This window comes from Wolbachia endosymbiont (group A) of Lasioglossum fulvicorne, from assembly GCF_964028605.1.
Classification (GTDB): Bacteria; Pseudomonadota; Alphaproteobacteria; order Rickettsiales; family Anaplasmataceae; genus Wolbachia.
Genome location: NZ_OZ034798.1, coordinates 1330345 through 1347701 on the forward strand (window position 1 = coordinate 1330345; position 17357 = coordinate 1347701).

Here is a 17357-nt window from a genome sequence, read left to right on the forward strand (position 1 = left end):
CACAACGTTAAGCAATATCATAAGAATTAGCTCCATGGTAAAAACGATTTAAACATTTCGAGCACTTTCCCAATTTTACCATAAATAATTCAATAAACAACGGTTCTTTTGCAGAAGCTATATAACCAAGTCCATGTATACCTGGTAACATTAAGAGAATCACTCTTAAATCATTTGAATTAATGAAAATTAGCATGCAAATCAGGACGTTTAATATTGCAAACATATAACTCACACCAAAGAGCATTGCAGGTCTTGTAAGACCTTTAAATAATTGATCTGTTTGTATACTACCTGTGGACATATCTTTAACCTTCTAATAATAACTAATACTATATCATTATATTAAAAATCCATTGAAACTAGTAGCACTTTAAGTTAGGATACATCGTTTAATCCCGATAATGACAAGTTGGCCATTTCAAGAAGCAGAAAAAATATTGCAAGAGTTTCCTAATAAAAAAGAAATAATATTTGAAACTGGTTATGGACCCTCTGGTTTACCCCACATAGGAACCTTTGGAGAGGTTTTCCGCACTACAGTTATTGTAAATGCATTAAAAAAAATAGCTCCTGGTATAAAAACCAAAATCATTGCAGTTTCAGATGATATGGATGGTTTGCGAAAAATACCGGATAATGTGCCAAATCAAGAGATGCTAAGAGAGCACTTAAATAAACCATTGACTATGATACCTGATCCATTTGGCACTCATCAGAGTTATGGCCATCATATGAATTCATTGTTGTGTAAATTTCTTGATATGTTTGAATTTGAATACGAGTTCAGGAGTGCAACAGAGTGTTATAAATCTGGCGTTTACGATGAAAAACTTTTACTCTTGCTGAAAAATTATGATAAAGTGATGGACGTAATGCTTCCATCATTTCGGGAAGAAAGACAGCAGACTTATAGTCCATTATTGCCAATATGCCCAAAAACTTCTCAAGTTTTACAAGTTCCAGTAATTGAAACAAATACAGAGAAAGGAACAATCACATATGAAAACCCAAACGGGGAAAAAATAGAAGTTCCAGTGACAAAAGGAAAATGTAAACTGCAGTGGAAACCTGATTGGGGAATGAGGTGGGCCGCATTTGGAGTAAATTATGAAGCTCACGGAAAAGATTTAACTCCATCTGCTGTGCTTTCAAGTCAAATATGTGAAATACTTGGAGAAAAACCACCACTTCTGTTTTGCTACGAGCTTTTCCTTGATAAAGAAGGAAAGAAAATATCAAAATCAAAAGGAAATGGCATTTCAATTGAAGAGTGGTTAACTTACGCACCAACAGAGAGCTTAGCATTGTACATTTTTCAGAGTCCTAAAAAAGCTAAACGTTTATATTTTGATGTGATACCAAAATCAACTGATGAGTATCTAGAGTTTGTTAAGCGTTATAATGAGAATAACGGGGAAAACACAAATAGTAAATTTCATACAGAACCTGATTATGATGAGAAATTTTTAGGAGAAGCGCAGGTGAGCACCGCAGAATACTCGAATGTATTTGAGGAGCGCAAGCAAGCTTTAACGACAAAATTGCCATCAGAAACAAGGTTATGTAACCCTGCTTGGCATATCCACCAGGGCAATGTTCCCAGTATAGAAACTTCAGGCATAAATTTCTCACTACTTTTAAACCTAGCAGCGGCTTGTAATGCTGAAAACAAAGAGATCCTATGGGGTTTTATATCCTCTTATGCACCGAACGTTACACCAGAAAATAATAAAATGCTTGATAGACTTTCAGACTTTGCAGTAAAGTATTACCACAATTTTATCAAGCCAACAAAATCATATAAAACTCCAAATGAAAAAGAGAAAGAAGCATTACTAGATTTGAAGGACACTTTACATTCTCTATCTATAACTGCTACTGCTGAAGAAATTCAATCTCAGGTATTTTCTATTGGAAAAAAATATGATTACACTAACTTACGTGACTGGTTTCAGCTATTATATGAAACGTTACTTGGCCAAAAAACCGGTCCAAGAATGGGATCTTTCATAAAGCTTTATGGAATGGATAATACGATTTCTCTCATAGAAAGCGCTATTAAATGTATACTTTAGAGTTTACCTTCTTTCATTTGAGCTCTTTAGTTTTAATAAAACTTACTTGACACCCTTTGCCAGCCCCCTTATTATGAAACTGAAGCTATTTATTTATCTTCGCAATCTGTGCAGGTTAATGACAAAAAACTTAGGGTATTTGGCGTCTCATGTTTAATTTTTCGCACTACGTGCATCGCATGTCTTTAAAAATTTTTAGGTTTTTACCTATATAAGCCGAAACGCGCTTACAAAGCGTTTAAGACAGCAAAAAACGTCAAATTGACAAGGGAGAATTTGAATACTAGCTACTACGGGGTTTCTTTGCCTTTTTTCCTGCTTAGTAAATTTCTTAAACACTTGCGGTGTAGGTTAGTTGCAAGTTAAAAGCAGCTAAATCGCTCTTGATCAAGCGTTTTAGAATAAAAAAACGCCGATATTTTAGTACATAGTATAGCTCTTTTCATAGAAGTCCGGATGTGATAAGATAAGGATAGACGATGATAAGGAGGTTGAGTGCCAGCAGCATATAGTTATGACTTAAGGAAAAAAGCAATGGAAGCGCTAGAGGAGGGAGGAAGCAGAGAAACAGTGGCAGCAAGATTTAAAATTGGACGAACTACTTTATGGGAGTGGCAGCAAAGAAGAAAAGAAACAGGAGACTTTCAATCAAAAAAACTTGGAAATGGAGGTTACAATCACAAAATTACCGACTGGGATGCCTTTGCTAAATTTGCCAGAGAGAACGGAGGAAAGACTCTGTCGGAAATGGCTAAACTTTGGGGCAACGTTAGTATCCGAACGATCCACCGAGCTCTCAGAAAAATTGGATTTACGCGCAAAAAAAGACATATGGATACAAGGAAAGAAACGAAGAAAAACGTGCTGAATTCTTAAAAATTATAGCAACAAAAGAACCAGAAAACTTAGTTTATATAGATGAGTCTGGCATTGATAACACAGAGGACTATCCATATGGGTATTGCCAGAAAGGACAGCGGTTTTATGGCCTAAAATCTGGAAAGAAAACTCAACGAATCAGTATGGTTGCAGCCTTAAGTAGAAGAAAGATAGTTGCTCCATTAACCTTTGAAGGCCACTGTAATATGGATGTTTTTAATGGATGGTTTGAGCAATTTTTGACACCGATCTTGGAACCTGGACAGACTGTCATTCTTGACAATGCTACTTTTCATAAGTCTGGTAAGATTATCGAGCTTGCTAGAGGAGTTGGTGCAGAAATTTTGTATCTGCCGCCGTATTCTCCAGATTTCAACAAAATTGAGCATCATTGGTTTGCTATAAAAAACAGAGCTAGGAAAAACATTCCTCTATTCGAATCCTTTCGTCGTGCTGTTGATTCTGCCTTCCTATGACCTGTTCGGACTATTATGAGAAATGCTATATTATCTCAATTGGTATTTCTTTTGGAATCGGAGCAGGTTTAGTTGCTCTTGGTTTCACATCACCTGCAGCTATAGGTGCTTTAACCTTTATAGCAATTGCAGTTGCTGGTATTCCTTTAAAATTATTGATTGACAAAGCAATTGAGTGCTTTTTTCCAGAAGGAAGTAAGCAGCCAGGTAGCTCGTTTGATGATGTGAAAGCTGCTGGTACTGGTACAGGTCGTAATCCTTGTCCTACTAATTAGTCAGTTCTTTCCATCCAAGAATCATTTCATTCACTTGCCTTAGTATTCCAACGGAAGGCAAGTCTTCTGTGCTGAGTGGTAGGCGGACAGTTTTGTGTTCTATGAGCCCAATATCATGCAAAAGTGCTTTAGTGGGTATTGGGTTGCTGGCAATAAATAGAGCTTTGCAAGCTTGTTGCCAGATATCTGTTGAACTTTTCATGTCATTTCCTGTCATTTGAACAGGTTTCCTTCTGGATTCCAGCGTCATGCGCTGGAATGACAGTGAAGAGAGTTCGTCGTTCAGACATTTCTTAACATATTCATGCGCTATGCGTGGCCAAACATTGGAAGCAACGGAAACCAGGCCAGCCGCACCATAAGCTGCCATATCAGATATCATATTATCATCTCCGCAAAAGACCTCAATATTTGGTGCAACTTTCTTATACTGAGCTAAAGTATCAACAGTGCCACTTGAATCTTTGATAGCCCAAAATTTTTCGTGGCTGGATAAGTTGCGTACAGTTTCAGCGTGAAGACAGACTCCTGCTCTTGATGGAATATTATAAAGCATAGCTGGCACATGTGCTTTTTCAAGTAGCTTTTCAAACCATAAAGTCTGCCCCATAATTCCGGGCTTTGCATAAATGGGAGTTGTCATTAGATAGCCGTGAATAGGCATACCCTTGCAAAAATCAAGCCATTCAAGAGTTTGATATAGACTCACCCCTGGTACACCAATTATAATTTTCGTATTTAATTTTAGCTTACATACGAATTCAACTAATGTGCGCTTTTCAGAATCAGAAAGCGATAGGCTTTCACCGGTGCTACCCAGCAACACTACACCATTTTCAGCTTTAACTTGTATTGTCAGTAAATGCTGCAAACCGCTATAATCTATGCTATCTCCATTGCAATTAAATGGAGTAACACAAGCAGTCCATAAAAATGTAGATTTCAATTTAAATTGTTAAAATGGTATTTCATCGTCGAGTAGTTCATCTTTTATATCGTTGTCAAAACTTTCGTGTTTATCTTTTTGTTCTGTTTCACCTTGTTTGTATTCACTTGGCTTGTAATCAGGATTTGGCGCACTATTTCGTGAGTCCAAGAGAGTAAGAGCGCTATTAAAATTATATAGAACCACCTCTGTTGTGTATCTTTCACCACCGTTTTGGTCAGTCCATTTTCTAGTTTTCAAAGAACCTTCAACATAAACTTTACTGCCTTTACGTGCAAAATCTTTGACGATTTTTACTAATCCTTCACTAAAAATTACGATATTATGCCACTCTGTCTTTTCAGAGCGCATACCGGAAAGTTTGTCAGCCCAACTTTCAGATGTAGCTATTGAAAAACTTGCCATTTCTTTTCCATTTTGTGTAGTCCTAATTTCAGGATCTTTTCCTAAATTACCAACTAGTATGACTTTGTTTATGGTACCACCAGACATAATTATGTTCTAAATAAATCCCCTTATTATCTTATATGGAAGTACTATTGTCAAATTTTATTAAAAGTGCGCTTGGAGGGATTCGAACCCACGGCCTTTGCCTCCGGAGGGCAACGCTCTATCCAACTGAGCTACAAGCGCATGTATAGACCCGCGGTATCTCTAGATCCCGCTAACACGTAGCGGACCGTCACATATACCGCCGCGGTATCTCATCAGCTAACAAGCAGCGGGATGACGGTTTTTCAAATTGTCGTAAGTCACTTTGGCTATATACTAAATTATTTAATAGATAAGCTATCCAAGTCAAATTTTTGTTTTGGATAAAGCGTAAACATAATACTCCCATATCCAAAATATACATTTTGAGAATCGTTCGCATGCTTTTTTATTGCTTTTTGATCTACGGTCCATACAAAAGTTACATAATTTTCAGTGACTGAGTGCACTTTTAAATCCTTAGTATTTATAAACAGCTTTCCATTTACCCATATTTTCCATGTATCGGGAGAAAGATATAAAATTGAGTCTAAACTCACTACCTTACCGTTGAAATTATCTAATACCTCCTCTTTTGCAGCTCTTGAAGATCGTAAATTGAACTTTTCCATTTCATTGACCATTCTATTAACTGGCTCTTCATCAAAAAAAATGCTTTTTACGTTACTATATTGTGACAAAACGTCAAAGTCACTTTCCACTGCTTCTCTTATTATATCGTCCCGATCTGTATAGCTTAGTTTTTGATTGTTAATAAAGAAACACTCTTTTGCACGCAAATTTGCTATATCAATAAAATCATCGATTTCTTGATTGCCAACTTTAAGAATACTTTCAAAATATCTTTTTTCTATCATCATTCCATACTGAGAATGATGACAAACCATTTCATCATTACCTTGTTTTTCTATATATACGCATAAATTTCCACTATTTAATCCTAATATTTTATGCTCAATAAAATCTTCATTGCCAATATATTGTCGGCAAGAATACTCCTTACAAATTTCTATGCTTTCTATGATATCTTCACAACTGCAATATGCATTAACATTGGAAATGAGTAGCGTAAAAATAAAAAACAGCTTTATGTTCATCACCTTATCTACTTAATATAGTATACCAATCAAAGACTATATTAGCTCTCACTATCTCTATCATATTACCATTCAAAATCTGATTCATAGTTGCAGCATCAATATTTCTCTGCTTATTTAAAATAAGAGATTTGATCATAACATAACCGGGCAGATTTGGAATAGACTGTAGAAATAAAAAAATATGCTTATCGCTGATTGAGCTTAAATTTAGGATCACTTCACTTTTTATTACTTTTGTGCGTTCACTTTTATTGTGGAGTTCAACTTCTTCGGGTATAGAAATTGATATTTCAGGTTCTAATATATAGTACTTTTTATATAACTTGCTAAGCTCGAAATTTAAATTTGCAATGTATCTGCTACTGTGTAAATTTGAAGAAGAAATTTTTTTCCATAAATCTAGGTTTTTATTTAGAACAACTTCCTTTTTTTGAATTCCAGTAATCTGTAAATTAATAGAACGTATTTTATCAATCGCAATTTGGTTTTTATTATAAATCTTTTCGTTATAGATAACAACATATGTTAATAACCCTATTAATCCAACAGATAATAACAAATACGATATAAACTGAATTGTAGCTTTTCTTTTTAATTGAGAGATAGTCATTAATCTACATTGCCTCTCCTATTTCAACATCAATAGATAGATTTTGCCCTTTAGCAGCAGGTAAGCTAGAAATATTAATGTCGTAGGTACGAAAATTATCGTTTAAATTTTTTCGTAGTTTCTCGTATTGATGAGAAATATTTTTACCGGATTGAAAATTAAACTTTAAAGTTGTGGTAATATAACTTTTTGCCTCATTATAATTCCATTCAAATGATCGAAGCTCTATACCTGGTACTTTTAACTTTTCTACATACTTAACTTGTGTAAGAGGAGAGTATTCTATTTTTGATAAAATATTATTGATATTAATAAAATCATAAATTTCATCTATTTTTTTTACATTATAGCTTTGGCTAAGTTTTGTTAATTGGTTATTTAAGGTGTTCTGCTTTGCTGATAAATTATCAGCGACATTGAAGTTTAAATACAAATTTAGCAAACAAAGGGTGTTTGTTATAACTAAAACCAGGGCGAAGTATAGAAAAATTCGAGGAGAGTTTAAATAAAGGTAATTGAATAGATAAAATTCTTTAGTTTCCTTTGTATTAAAAATAGCTGCTAATTTATTCTTAAAGCTATGAAACAAAATTATGGTATCGCAAAAGTTATCTTTTTCACTTATAGCTAGTTCTGCTCCTAATAGTTTGCCTAACTCATATGGAGTTAATATGTTCACACTGTTCTCTGAAAAATTTATGACTGATAAACTAGCTTTAATATCTTCTGACACTATGATGCAAAGGTCGATAGGGTTATTTTTTTCAAACCCAAACTTAGTTAAGGATCGAATAGTATCTTGCACTTCCTGATATATTCCACCAGCGATAATTCCTGGTAAATTATCATGAGTAAATGATGTTAAACGCGTAAATACCATTTTATTCTCTTTAAGAACCACTTGTCTATAGCCTCCCGTTTTAGTTGCAGCAACTATAATTTTCCAATTATTAAGATCTTTATGTAAAATCTTTTTTGTTATATTACTTATTTCTATAGGAAACATTAATATTCCCTTAAAGTTGTAGCCTATCTCAATAAACACATTCAACCAATATTCTACTAAATGCTTTGCTTTTGATGAAACAAGAAGATAGCACCAGTTTTGATTGAATTTGTTTGGCTTCTCAACCAAAAAAACTGAACTTATGTCATTATTACGAGAAAAATGCTCCATCTTTGTTTTTGCTGATAGATAGGCACTAATCTTGTTTGCCCTTGTAATAAACTGTAGCGAGTAATTTTGATCTGCATGATTAAGCACCAGGTATAAAGGTGCTTTTTTATCTGACGAAAGACATGAAATTAAATCGGAAACTGCTTTATCGTTTTTGCCCTTAGCAAAATACCTTTTATTTAAAGTATTATTTTTAAAATATAGTAACATTATGCCTTCTTCTCCAATAGAAAGCATAAACTTACTTTTGGATTTTGAACTAAACATATTAACAAAGCATATACTTATCTAGAATTAAAAAGGCAATTTATTGAAATTCATTAAACGTTAGAGGGAAATATTGTTATAAATTTTCGCAGCAACATTATTTATATTATAATTTTTTTATAAAATTACTACTAATATTAAGCTATTTAGATAATAAATTAAGAAAATTCATTAAGACGAATTTGTTGTTTTTCAAATTGTAGGTAAACCTAAGCCACTTTAGCTATATCTGCCGATTAACTTTAATTAATAAGAGTTATTAATCTATTTACTATTCTTGTAATATTATTTCTAATGGTAAAGAAATATATATTTTTCTGGAACAGTTGTTATTTCAGATACAGAATTTAGTGTAAGTAAACTAACCATTTGCTGAAGAGCGCTCATCTTCTGTGGTATTTGATGATGGAGCAACTAATTTGCTCAAAATCTCATCTTTTGGTCCCATAGCGTAAATGACACCATCTGACATGAGGATCACCTTATCAACTACGGACAATAACGGTAGCTTGTGAGTGATGATAACAGTAGTAGTATTTTGTTTTCTTGCAATGCCAATTGCATTAATTAAGCATGCCTCTCCATTGCTATCTAAGTTAGCGTTTGGTTCATCAAGTACTAAAAGTTTTGTGTGACCGTAAAAAGCTCTGGCAAGTCCAAGAAGCTGTTTTTGGCCGCCAGAGAGCGTTACTCCTCCAGGACCTCCTATTGTTGTATCATATCCATTTGGTAAGCTTAGTATTAGTTCATGTATCCCTGCAATTTTTGCTGCTTTGATTATTTCTTCAGGATTTGGATCTGGCCTCATGCGAGCAATATTAGCTTTAACACTAGTGTTAAATAACTCAATATCCTGAGGTAAGTAGCCAACATAATTACCAAAATTTTCTCGATTCCAAGTATATACATCAGCGCCATCTAGTCTGACTACACCAGATATTGGCTTCCATACACCAACAGTTAATTTTGCGATAGTGGATTTACCAGAAGCACTTGCACCAATCACACCAACTACGTCCCCTGGTTCTATTACAAATGATATTCCTTTTACTGTCGGCTTATTGCTTCCATAAGGAGTAAAAAATACTCTATCAAACTCCAATTTTCCTTCAGGTTCTGGTAGAGCCATCGTTTGCTCTCTTTTTGGCGATGTTAATATAAGTCTTTGTAGCCTTCCATATGACATTCTAGCCTGATTTAAAAACTTCCAAGTATGAACCGCAGCATCAAATGGTGCTAATACTCTACCCATTAAAATTGAAGCAGCGATGATGCTACCGGCAGTCTTATGAGCTGTGATTGCAAGTAATGCACCTGTTCCAATTACTGATATTTGCAGAGTTGAGCGCAAAAATTTAGTGATTCCAGTAATTACATTAGAGCGATTTTGTGCTTTAATTTGCATTGCTCGATTCTGATCATTTCGTTTACACCAATCAGAGACTATGAATTCTGACATGCCCATAGCTTCAACCACTTCTGCATTTCTTGTTGCAACATCTATAGCATTGATATTCCGTATAGTTTCTTCGTTGGTTTCTTGTAATATTCGTTTAGTGGCAAGTTCATTCCATATTGCCATAGAGACTAATATAATGATTCCAGTAATAGCTATAAACCCCGTGGAGGTATGTATCATGAAAATCACAACAAGGTAAATTAACGACCACGGAGTATCAAACAGTGAGAATATGCCATTTCCTGTAATGAAATTTTTTATCACTCCGAGATCTCGTATTGCTTCACCACTTGAAGTTGAGCTCTGCACTGATGTTAATCTAATTGACCTTACTATCAGATCTGGTGTTGCAGTTTTATCAATCCAATCACCTATCTTCGCCATGGCTAAATATCGACAAGTTTCAAGCATTGCAGAACATGCAAATGCAGATAAAGTGATAATTGTCAGCATAGTTAGTGTTGATACACTTTCGCTCGATATCACCCGATCAAGCACTTGAGAGGTATAAAGTGGTAGGAATAACATTAATAAATTGATTCCCGCACTAAACCAAAAGATAAACCAAAATGCACTTTTGCATTTTTCTAGGCAAATATATAGAGTACTTTGCTTCAATTCTTTTTTTATTGATGGCGTAATTTCCACAATCTTCCTCTTAATTTGATTACATGCACCATATACAATTTTTATTACAAAAATATTAATAACGGTAGTTAGCTTACTTTAAGTGAGTAAAATATTAATATATGTGAATAGGAAATATAAACAATGGTAAAAAGAAGTATAGTTAATATTTCCTTCATTGCCTAATTCAAAATTGAGGTACCTGTTCAGGGGAGTGGCTAATGTGCAAATATTGAAGCAAAGTGCGTGACACACAGCTGTACGAACATTTGTTGTGCAAAGGTAATTTGCATAACAAATGGTGTCATTCCAGTGCTTGACACTGGAATCCAGATACGATTTCATCATATAAATCTTTCCATTCTTGATTTGTTTTTTCAATTAAGTTTATTTTCCATTTTCTCTGCCAGCTTTTTAGAAGCTTTTCTTTACTAATTGCTAAATTTATGTCTTGAAACTCCTCAAAGTAGACTAATTTACCAACATTGTACTTTGACGTGAAACCGGAAATGGCTTTGCTTTTATGCTCCCAAATTCGTTTAATTAAATTTGATGTTATACCTATATACAGGGTTCCATTTCGTTCACTTGTAAGTATATAAATATAATAACTTTTCATATATAGTAACCTGGATCCCAGTGTCAAGCACTGGGATGACACCCTAGTAGAAATCTTTTTTGTAATTGCAACATTCGTGTAATCTTTAGCCATAAACATTAAGAAATTTACCAAATGGAAAAAAAGGCAAAAGAAGCCCCGGCTAATATCTATTTTAGAACATTGGCGTTTTTTAAGTCTTAAACACTGCAATTTAGCTGCTTTTAAATGCAACTCACCTTAGTTTGAATGTTTAAGAAATTTACTAAGCAGAAAAAAAGGCAAAAGAAATCCCGTATTAGCTAGTTGTCACTCTCTAATCCTGCAAATTGGCTTTCTATACTGTCTTAAACGCTTTATAAGCGCGTTTCAGCTTATATAGGTAAAAACCCAGAAATGTTGTGAAGACGCAAAGTGTGCATAGTGCAAAAAATTAAAAATAAGACGCCAATTACGTAATACTGTTGTCGTTTAATCTGCACAGATTGAAGATAAATGAATACCTTCACTGCCATGGTAAGGGGGCTGGCCAAGGGTGTCAAGGAATTTTTATGGCCTAGCGTCACGCGCTGGAATGACACCGGACCTCACATTCATTCTACTGCAACGCAGAAAATTCGTACAATTGTGCATAATGTGGGGCTTCTGGCTACATTTTTCTATTAAACTTACCTTTCCTCTATGTAACAGATTTCATATTAAATTTTAAATTTAATGCGCCTAGATATACAAGCATTCCTAGCAAAACCATAGGTATAGAAAGCAACTGCCCCATAGTTAAATCAAGCCACAAATAGCCAATTTGATAGTCTGGTTCGCGAAAAAACTCAACGAAAAAACGTGCTATTCCATACCACATAACTGCAATACCAGTTAACGCACCGTGATACAGTCTTATTCTAGTCAAGAAAAACAGTGAATTTGCAACTGCAAAAAGTAGCAGTCCTTCAAAAAGTGCCTCATAAAGCTGGCTTGGATGACGCAGCAAATTATCACCACTCTCTGGAAATACCATACCCCATGGCATAGTTGTAACTCTGCCAAATAACTCTCCGTTTATAAAATTGCCTATGCGACCTAAAAATAAACCTATGGGAACTCCGCAAGAAATTAGGTCCAGTGCATAAAATATAGGAATGTTATGTCTTTTACACGAAATTATTACTGCAAGCAAAACTCCTATAGCACCACCATGAAATGACATTCCTCCTTCCCAGGTCTTCAATATCTCGATAGGGTTGCTTATATAAAGAACTGGATCATATATCAATACGTAGCCAAGTCTGCCTCCAAGGATAATACCTACAATAGTGGCTGTTAATAACGAATCGTAAAAATTCTTAGTAAATATTTTTTGGTCATCTAGCTTATGTAAATACCAATATGCAAACACTATACCCAAAACGTAAGCTAAGGAATACCAATATATAGAAACAGGACCGATGCTGAAAATTACTGGATTTAAAGACATATTTTGCTATAAATTATTCTTAGACAATCTACTTTTTTCACGATCCCACTCTCTCTGTTTTATGGTTGCTCTCTTATCGTAGAGTTTTTTTCCTTTTACAATGGCAATTTTAGTTTTTGCAAATCCTTTATCGTTAAAATAGACCGAAAGCGGCACAACAGTTATCCCAGCAGTCTTGATTTGACCAATTAGTTTGTTTATCTCCTTTTTATGCAAGAGTAATTTACGTTCCCTTTTTGGCTTATGATTTTTTTTGTTCGCAGCTTTATATTCTGCAATGTGCATGTTATGTAGCCATATTTCACCATTTTTTTCAATAACGTAAGCGTCAGAAATATTTACTTTTCTTTCTCTTAGCGATTTAACTTCACTGCTTAATAAGACCATACCCGCTTCAAATTCTTCTAAGATGAAATATTCAAACCTTGCTTTCCTATTTTCTGCAATAACTTCCATATCTAAAGAGATCTTTAAGCTTCAATATATTACAGAGTTTTTGACTTAATTCATAATAAAACAGTTATCCCAATAAATATAAGGTGCCAGGCTAGTCTGATAGCAACAGGATAACAAAAATCAAGTAAGTGCTTTTTCTGTCCCTCTAGGCACAAGTTCCTGCTTTACTCCTTTCATTTTAGTTTTAGGCTTTGACATTATATATTGACCAGCACCAACTATGAGCGCAGATCCTGCAGCTAGCCCAATTATTGCTGGTACAGATAGGGCAGTAGCAAATGCAAGTGCAACACCAACTATCACTGCAGTTATAGCATTTCTCATAATAGTCCGAACAGGTCATAGGAAGGCAGAATCAACAGCACGACGAAAGGATTCGAATAGAGGAATGTTTTTCCTAGCTCTGTTTTTTATAGCAAACCAATGATGCTCAATTTTGTTGAAATCTGGAGAATACGGCGGCAGATACAAAATTTCTGCACCAACTCCTCTAGCAAGCTCGATAATCTTACCAGACTTATGAAAAGTAGCATTGTCAAGAATGACAGTCTGTCCAGGTTCCAAGATCGGTGTCAAAAATTGCTCAAACCATCCATTAAAAACATCCATATTACAGTGGCCTTCAAAGGTTAATGGAGCAACTATCTTTCTTCTACTTAAGGCTGCAACCATACTGATTCGTTGAGTTTTCTTTCCAGATTTTAGGCCATAAAACCGCTGTCCTTTCTGGCAATACCCATATGGATAGTCCTCTGTGTTATCAATGCCAGACTCATCTATATAAACTAAGTTTTCTGGTTCTTTTGTTGCTATAATTTTTAAGAATTCAGCACGTTTTTCTTCGTTTCTTTCCTTATATCCATATGTCTTTTTTTGCGCGTAAATCCAATTTTTCTGAGAGCTCGGTGGATCGTTTGGATACTAACGTTGCCCCAAAGTTTAGCCATTTCCGACAGAGTCTTTCCTCCGTTTTCTCTGGCAAATTTAGCAAAGGCATCCCAGTCGGTGATTTTGTGATTGTAACCTCCATTTCCAAGTTTTTTTGATTGAAAGTCTCCTGTTTCTTTTCTTCTTTGCTGCCACTCCCATAAAGTAGTTCGTCCAATTTTAAATCTTGCTGCCACTGTTTCTCTGCTTCCTCCCTCCTCTAGCGCTTCCATTGCTTTTTTCCTTAAGTCATAACTATATGCTGCTGGCACTCAACCTCCTTATCATCGTCTATCCTTATCTTATCACATCCGGACTTCTATGAAAAGAGCTATACAAAACACACAATAACACCTTTTACAATTGCATTTTTTGCAGACTGTTCTTTTTCTTTCACAATTGCATTTTTTCCAACCTGTTTTTCTTCCTTTTTCTCTGGAAGCTGCATTACATCTTTATTTTCAGTAAGATCCTTTGGCGTTTTTTTATTCTCATTTTTTAACGTCCGTTTTTCTTCCGCTTCCTTTAAAAGCTGAACTATACCTTGATCTTTAGTAAGGTCTCTTGGCGTTTCTCCATCAACATCTTTTAATGAAGGTTATGCTCCAGCTTCTAGCAGAGCTTTCACCACTTCTATCTTGCCCTTTTCAGCAGCAATATGTAAAGGAGTACATCCATCACTATTTTTTGCATCAACGTTGATTCCTTCTGCTTTTGATAGAACTTGTACTATCTCTTTGTAGCCATTTGTAATAGCAAGATGTAAAGGAGCCCATCCTTTATCATTTTCTGCATTAACATTTGCTCCTTTTCCAATTAGAGTGTTTACTACATTTTCGTGGTTCTTTTCAACAGCAAAATGTAAAGGAGTCCATCCATCACTATTTTTTGCATTAACATTTGCTCCTTTTCCAGTTAGAATGGTTACTACATCTTCGTGGCCATAGTGAGCAGCAATATGTAAAGGAGTAATTTTATTATCATATTCTGCATTAATATCTGCCCCGTTTTCAGTCAGAGCTTTTGCTACATTTGCACAGTTCCAATAAGAAGCAAGATGTAACAATTTGACTTCCTTAGAATTTTGACCACGAGATATAGTGAATATGTAATTTATGCCAGATCCACTGCCGTTGTCAGATTTACTCTCTTCCCACTTTTGACATAAATCTGGATCTTCTTCTTGTAACTTAGCTTTTATTTTTTCAACTATATTGTCCTTGCTCAAATCTGAAAGGTCATTTATTTTTTTTAATATTTCCATAAATTTGTTATATTCCATAACTTCCTCACTTAAAATACATAACTTAGTTGTTATATCTTTTAACATAGAAGTCAATAACCTAAATATTCGTTATTATCTTTCCTTAAAGAGTCATTTAAGTTATATTACAGACTATGAAAAACCTCAACTTTAGGAAGGAAATCAAGTTTTTTTCTCTTTCGTTTATGACTTTATTTGTTCTATGGACTGTATTGTCTGGTTATTTTGAGCCGTTTTTTATTTTTTGTGGAGTGTTTTCCTCTATATTCACATTGTTTATCTTTAGAAGGTTGATAAACGCTGAAAGAGCTCTTAGCCAGATTTTAAATGGTACGAGTAGACTGTCGTTTTATAAGTTAGTAAGTTATATACCATGGTTAATGTACCAAATCATTTTATCAAGTGTTTATGTAACAAAAAAGGTGCTACAACTCAAATCTAAGCTTGAGCCAATCATTATCCTAAGAAAATGCAAAGGGCATAATGATGAAAGCATTGCGTTATTTGCCAATTCAGTCACAATCACTCCCGGAACTTTAACTATCAATGTTGAAAGTAAGCAGAAAACATATTTCTCTACCATGTATTTGATAGATAAAGATCTTGAAAGCGGCATTTCTGAAATAGAAAATAAAATCTTAAAAATACTACGTTCAGTTAAGTAATTGCTTTAAATAAGTTAACAGCATCCTTATATTCCCTTGCAAGACTTTCAAGCATTTCTTTTGGAAGGCTATTGTTAACAATAGAACATAAATAATTATATAAATCTTCTAACCTTAATATGTTATTTCTCTTCTTGCTGTTGAATTTATACGGAAAAATACCTTCCATAACTTCAATAGTAGTAGCCTTGTTTAAAAATACATTTTCACTTGTCACGCTTATTCTTGCTAAAACAGTGTTAATTTCAGGTTCGTCACTCGTATAAAAATCTGATAGCTGAGTTATTCTAATAACGTATAAAGTTACTATTTTTGACAAGCAATTATCAGCATATTCACAATTTTTTATTACCTCCCACTGAGTAACCTGAGATTTACCTATTTTTGCATTGTTCGGTAATTTACTCATTGAAATTTCTCCATTTAATTCAGTGTAATAAATTATACTAATACTTTGTTAAATAAATAATAACGCGATTACAAAAATATATACTTATAGTAGTATATTGTACAAAAATAGTACAATATCTAAACATTAAAGCTAGTGTAAGCTGGTGCATGGGTGTTATTTTTGTGTTGTCCAGCAAAACCCAAAATTAGAGGTCCACTTATATATAGCTCTTTTCATAGAAGTCCGGATGTGATAAGATAAGGATAGACGATGATAAGGAGGTTGAGTGCCAGCAGCATATAGTTATGACTTAAGGAAAAAAGCAATGGAAGCGCTAGAGGAGGGAGGAAGCAGAGAAACAGTGGCAGCAAGATTTAAAATTGGACGAACTACTTTATGGGAGTGGCAGCAAAGAAGAAAAGAAACAGGAGACTTTCAATCAAAAAAACTTGGAAATGGAGGTTACAATCACAAAATTACCGACTGGGATGCCTTTGCTAAATTTGCCAGAGAAAACGGAGGAAAGACTCTGTCGGAAATGGCTAAACTTTGGGGCAACGTTAGTATCCAAACGATCCACCGAGCTCTCAGAAAAATTGGATTTACGCGCAAAAAAAGACATATGGATACAAGGAAAGAAACGAAGAAAAACGTGCTGAATTCTTAAAAATTATAGCAACAAAAGAACCAGAAAACTTAGTTTATATAGATGAGTCTGGCATTGATAACACAGAGGACTATCCATATGGGTATTGCCAGAAAGGACAGCGGTTTTATGGCCTAAAATCTGGGAAGAAAACTCAACGAATCAGTATGGTTGCAGCCTTAAGTAGAAGAAAGATAGTTGCTCCATTAACCTTTGAAGGCCACTGTAATATGGATGTTTTTAATGGATGGTTTGAGCAATTTTTGACACCGATCTTGGAACCTGGACAGACTGTCATTCTTGACAATGCTACTTTTCATAAGTCTGGTAAGATTATCGAGCTTGCTAGAGGAGTTGGTGCAGAAATTTTGTATCTGCCGCCGTATTCTCCAGATTTCAACAAAATTGAGCATCATTGGTTTGCTATAAAAAACAGAGCTAGGAAAAACATTCCTCTATTCGAATCCTTTCGTCGTGCTGTTGATTCTGCCTTCTTATGACCTGTTCGGACTATTATGAGAAATGCTATAAAGAGTTTAGTCTGCCTTCTGTG

At 34.6% G+C, this 17357-nt stretch carries 19 protein-coding genes and 1 tRNA gene; 5 read left to right on the forward strand and 15 right to left on the reverse strand.

Annotation, left to right across the window (positions count from 1 at the left end; genetic code table 11):
- Positions 1-7: 7 nt before the first annotated feature.
- A complete protein-coding gene (locus tag ABWU71_RS07355; RefSeq protein ID WP_007548615.1) occupies positions 8-304 on the reverse strand; it encodes a type IV secretion system protein VirB3 in 297 nt (98 codons plus the stop codon).
- 100 nt (positions 305-404) lie between these two features.
- On the opposite strand from ABWU71_RS07355, the gene lysS reads away from it, so the two are divergent.
- From lysS to ABWU71_RS07370, 3 genes are all read left to right on the forward strand, one after another.
- Entirely contained in the window at positions 405-2078 is a 1674-nt protein-coding gene (gene lysS / locus ABWU71_RS07360) for a lysine--tRNA ligase (RefSeq protein WP_353284403.1), read from the forward strand.
- 495 nt (positions 2079-2573) lie between these two features.
- Positions 2574-3433, forward strand: a protein-coding gene (locus ABWU71_RS07365; protein WP_353284147.1) for an IS630 family transposase whose coding sequence is annotated in 2 segments (ribosomal slippage) — positions 2574-2898 and positions 2898-3433 — 861 coding nt in all. Because the reading frame shifts where the segments join, the coding sequence is not laid out codon by codon here.
- On the forward strand, positions 3430-3708 hold the full coding sequence (locus tag ABWU71_RS07370; RefSeq protein ID WP_353284404.1) for a hypothetical protein: 279 nt from the start codon (positions 3430-3432) through the stop codon (positions 3706-3708). The genes ABWU71_RS07365 and ABWU71_RS07370 overlap by 4 nt, the downstream gene beginning before the upstream one ends.
- Here ABWU71_RS07370 and dapA read toward each other — a convergent pair.
- From dapA to ABWU71_RS07435, 13 genes are all read right to left on the reverse strand, one after another.
- Positions 3701-4654: a 4-hydroxy-tetrahydrodipicolinate synthase gene (gene dapA / locus ABWU71_RS07375; protein WP_353284405.1), complete on the reverse strand. Its 954-nt coding sequence runs from the start codon at positions 4652-4654 to the stop codon at positions 3701-3703. The genes ABWU71_RS07370 and dapA overlap by 8 nt on opposite strands.
- 9 nt (positions 4655-4663) lie before the next feature.
- Positions 4664-5146: a single-stranded DNA-binding protein gene (gene ssb, locus ABWU71_RS07380; RefSeq protein ID WP_353284406.1), complete on the reverse strand. Its 483-nt coding sequence runs from the start codon at positions 5144-5146 to the stop codon at positions 4664-4666.
- Positions 5147-5213: 67 nt separating this feature from the next.
- Positions 5214-5287, reverse strand: a tRNA-Arg gene (locus tag ABWU71_RS07385).
- A 140-nt stretch (positions 5288-5427) separates the two neighbouring features.
- Complete coding sequence (locus tag ABWU71_RS07390) at positions 5428-6243, reverse strand: hypothetical protein (RefSeq protein ID WP_353284931.1); 816 nt, start codon at positions 6241-6243, stop codon at positions 5428-5430.
- Between the two features lie 4 nt (positions 6244-6247).
- Entirely contained in the window at positions 6248-6856 is a 609-nt protein-coding gene (locus ABWU71_RS07395; RefSeq protein WP_010082450.1) for a hypothetical protein, read from the reverse strand.
- A gap of 4 nt (positions 6857-6860) precedes the next feature.
- Positions 6861-8300: a hypothetical protein gene (locus tag ABWU71_RS07400; protein ID WP_353284407.1), complete on the reverse strand. Its 1440-nt coding sequence runs from the start codon at positions 8298-8300 to the stop codon at positions 6861-6863.
- Between the two features lie 361 nt (positions 8301-8661).
- Complete coding sequence (locus ABWU71_RS07405) at positions 8662-10407, reverse strand: type I secretion system permease/ATPase (protein ID WP_353284408.1); 1746 nt, start codon at positions 10405-10407, stop codon at positions 8662-8664.
- A 283-nt stretch (positions 10408-10690) separates the two neighbouring features.
- Entirely contained in the window at positions 10691-11005 is a 315-nt protein-coding gene (locus tag ABWU71_RS07410) for a GIY-YIG nuclease family protein (protein ID WP_353284932.1), read from the reverse strand.
- Positions 11006-11663: 658 nt separating this feature from the next.
- Positions 11664-12455 carry a prolipoprotein diacylglyceryl transferase gene (lgt, locus tag ABWU71_RS07415; protein ID WP_353284409.1) on the reverse strand — a complete coding sequence of 264 codons (792 nt, stop codon included), beginning with the start codon at positions 12453-12455 and terminating at the stop codon, positions 11664-11666.
- A gap of 6 nt (positions 12456-12461) precedes the next feature.
- Complete coding sequence (gene smpB, locus ABWU71_RS07420) at positions 12462-12911, reverse strand: SsrA-binding protein SmpB (RefSeq protein ID WP_353284410.1); 450 nt, start codon at positions 12909-12911, stop codon at positions 12462-12464.
- A 120-nt stretch (positions 12912-13031) separates the two neighbouring features.
- Positions 13032-13235 (reverse strand): hypothetical protein, encoded by a 204-nt coding sequence (locus ABWU71_RS07425; protein WP_353284411.1) that lies wholly within the window; start codon positions 13233-13235, stop codon positions 13032-13034.
- A gap of 15 nt (positions 13236-13250) precedes the next feature.
- Positions 13251-14110 (reverse strand): IS630 family transposase gene (locus ABWU71_RS07430; RefSeq protein ID WP_353284076.1). Its coding sequence is split into 2 segments (ribosomal slippage): positions 13251-13786 and positions 13786-14110, totalling 861 coding nucleotides; the frame shifts between segments, so codons are not numbered across the junction.
- Positions 14111-14436: 326 nt separating this feature from the next.
- Positions 14437-15168 (reverse strand): ankyrin repeat domain-containing protein, encoded by a 732-nt coding sequence (locus tag ABWU71_RS07435; RefSeq protein WP_353284933.1) that lies wholly within the window; start codon positions 15166-15168, stop codon positions 14437-14439.
- A gap of 68 nt (positions 15169-15236) precedes the next feature.
- Between ABWU71_RS07435 and ABWU71_RS07440 the strand changes: the two genes are divergently transcribed.
- Positions 15237-15767: a Na+/H+ antiporter subunit E gene (locus ABWU71_RS07440; RefSeq protein WP_353284412.1), complete on the forward strand. Its 531-nt coding sequence runs from the start codon at positions 15237-15239 to the stop codon at positions 15765-15767.
- On the opposite strand, the gene ABWU71_RS07445 is transcribed toward ABWU71_RS07440, so the two are convergent.
- Positions 15760-16176: a hypothetical protein gene (locus ABWU71_RS07445; RefSeq protein WP_353284413.1), complete on the reverse strand. Its 417-nt coding sequence runs from the start codon at positions 16174-16176 to the stop codon at positions 15760-15762. The two genes, ABWU71_RS07440 and ABWU71_RS07445, sit on opposite strands and share 8 nt — an antisense overlap.
- A gap of 268 nt (positions 16177-16444) precedes the next feature.
- Here ABWU71_RS07445 and ABWU71_RS07450 point away from each other — a divergent pair.
- Positions 16445-17304 (forward strand): IS630 family transposase gene (locus ABWU71_RS07450; protein ID WP_353284076.1). Its coding sequence is split into 2 segments (ribosomal slippage): positions 16445-16769 and positions 16769-17304, totalling 861 coding nucleotides; the frame shifts between segments, so codons are not numbered across the junction.
- Positions 17305-17357 lie beyond the last annotated feature (53 nt).

What these genes read in the sequence shown, in the direction of transcription:
- ABWU71_RS07390 (WP_353284931.1), bottom strand. Translation starts at nt 6,243, where the DNA reads ATGAACATAAAGCTGTTTTTTATTTTTACGCTACTCATTTCCAATGTT.
- smpB (WP_353284410.1), bottom strand. Translation starts at nt 12,911, where the DNA reads ATGGAAGTTATTGCAGAAAATAGGAAAGCAAGGTTTGAATATTTCATC.
- ABWU71_RS07355 (WP_007548615.1), bottom strand. Translation starts at nt 304, where the DNA reads ATGTCCACAGGTAGTATACAAACAGATCAATTATTTAAAGGTCTTACA.
- ABWU71_RS07435 (WP_353284933.1), bottom strand. Translation starts at nt 15,168, where the DNA reads ATGTTAAAAGATATAACAACTAAGTTATGTATTTTAAGTGAGGAAGTT.
- lgt (WP_353284409.1), bottom strand. Translation starts at nt 12,455, where the DNA reads ATGTCTTTAAATCCAGTAATTTTCAGCATCGGTCCTGTTTCTATATAT.
- ABWU71_RS07440 (WP_353284412.1), top strand. Translation starts at nt 15,237, where the DNA reads ATGAAAAACCTCAACTTTAGGAAGGAAATCAAGTTTTTTTCTCTTTCG.
- ABWU71_RS07410 (WP_353284932.1), bottom strand. Translation starts at nt 11,005, where the DNA reads ATGAAAAGTTATTATATTTATATACTTACAAGTGAACGAAATGGAACC.
- ABWU71_RS07395 (WP_010082450.1), bottom strand. Translation starts at nt 6,856, where the DNA reads ATGACTATCTCTCAATTAAAAAGAAAAGCTACAATTCAGTTTATATCG.
- ssb (WP_353284406.1), bottom strand. Translation starts at nt 5,146, where the DNA reads ATGTCTGGTGGTACCATAAACAAAGTCATACTAGTTGGTAATTTAGGA.
- ABWU71_RS07445 (WP_353284413.1), bottom strand. Translation starts at nt 16,176, where the DNA reads ATGAGTAAATTACCGAACAATGCAAAAATAGGTAAATCTCAGGTTACT.
- ABWU71_RS07370 (WP_353284404.1), top strand. Translation starts at nt 3,430, where the DNA reads ATGACCTGTTCGGACTATTATGAGAAATGCTATATTATCTCAATTGGT.
- lysS (WP_353284403.1), top strand. Translation starts at nt 405, where the DNA reads ATGACAAGTTGGCCATTTCAAGAAGCAGAAAAAATATTGCAAGAGTTT.
- ABWU71_RS07425 (WP_353284411.1), bottom strand. Translation starts at nt 13,235, where the DNA reads ATGAGAAATGCTATAACTGCAGTGATAGTTGGTGTTGCACTTGCATTT.
- ABWU71_RS07400 (WP_353284407.1), bottom strand. Translation starts at nt 8,300, where the DNA reads ATGTTTAGTTCAAAATCCAAAAGTAAGTTTATGCTTTCTATTGGAGAA.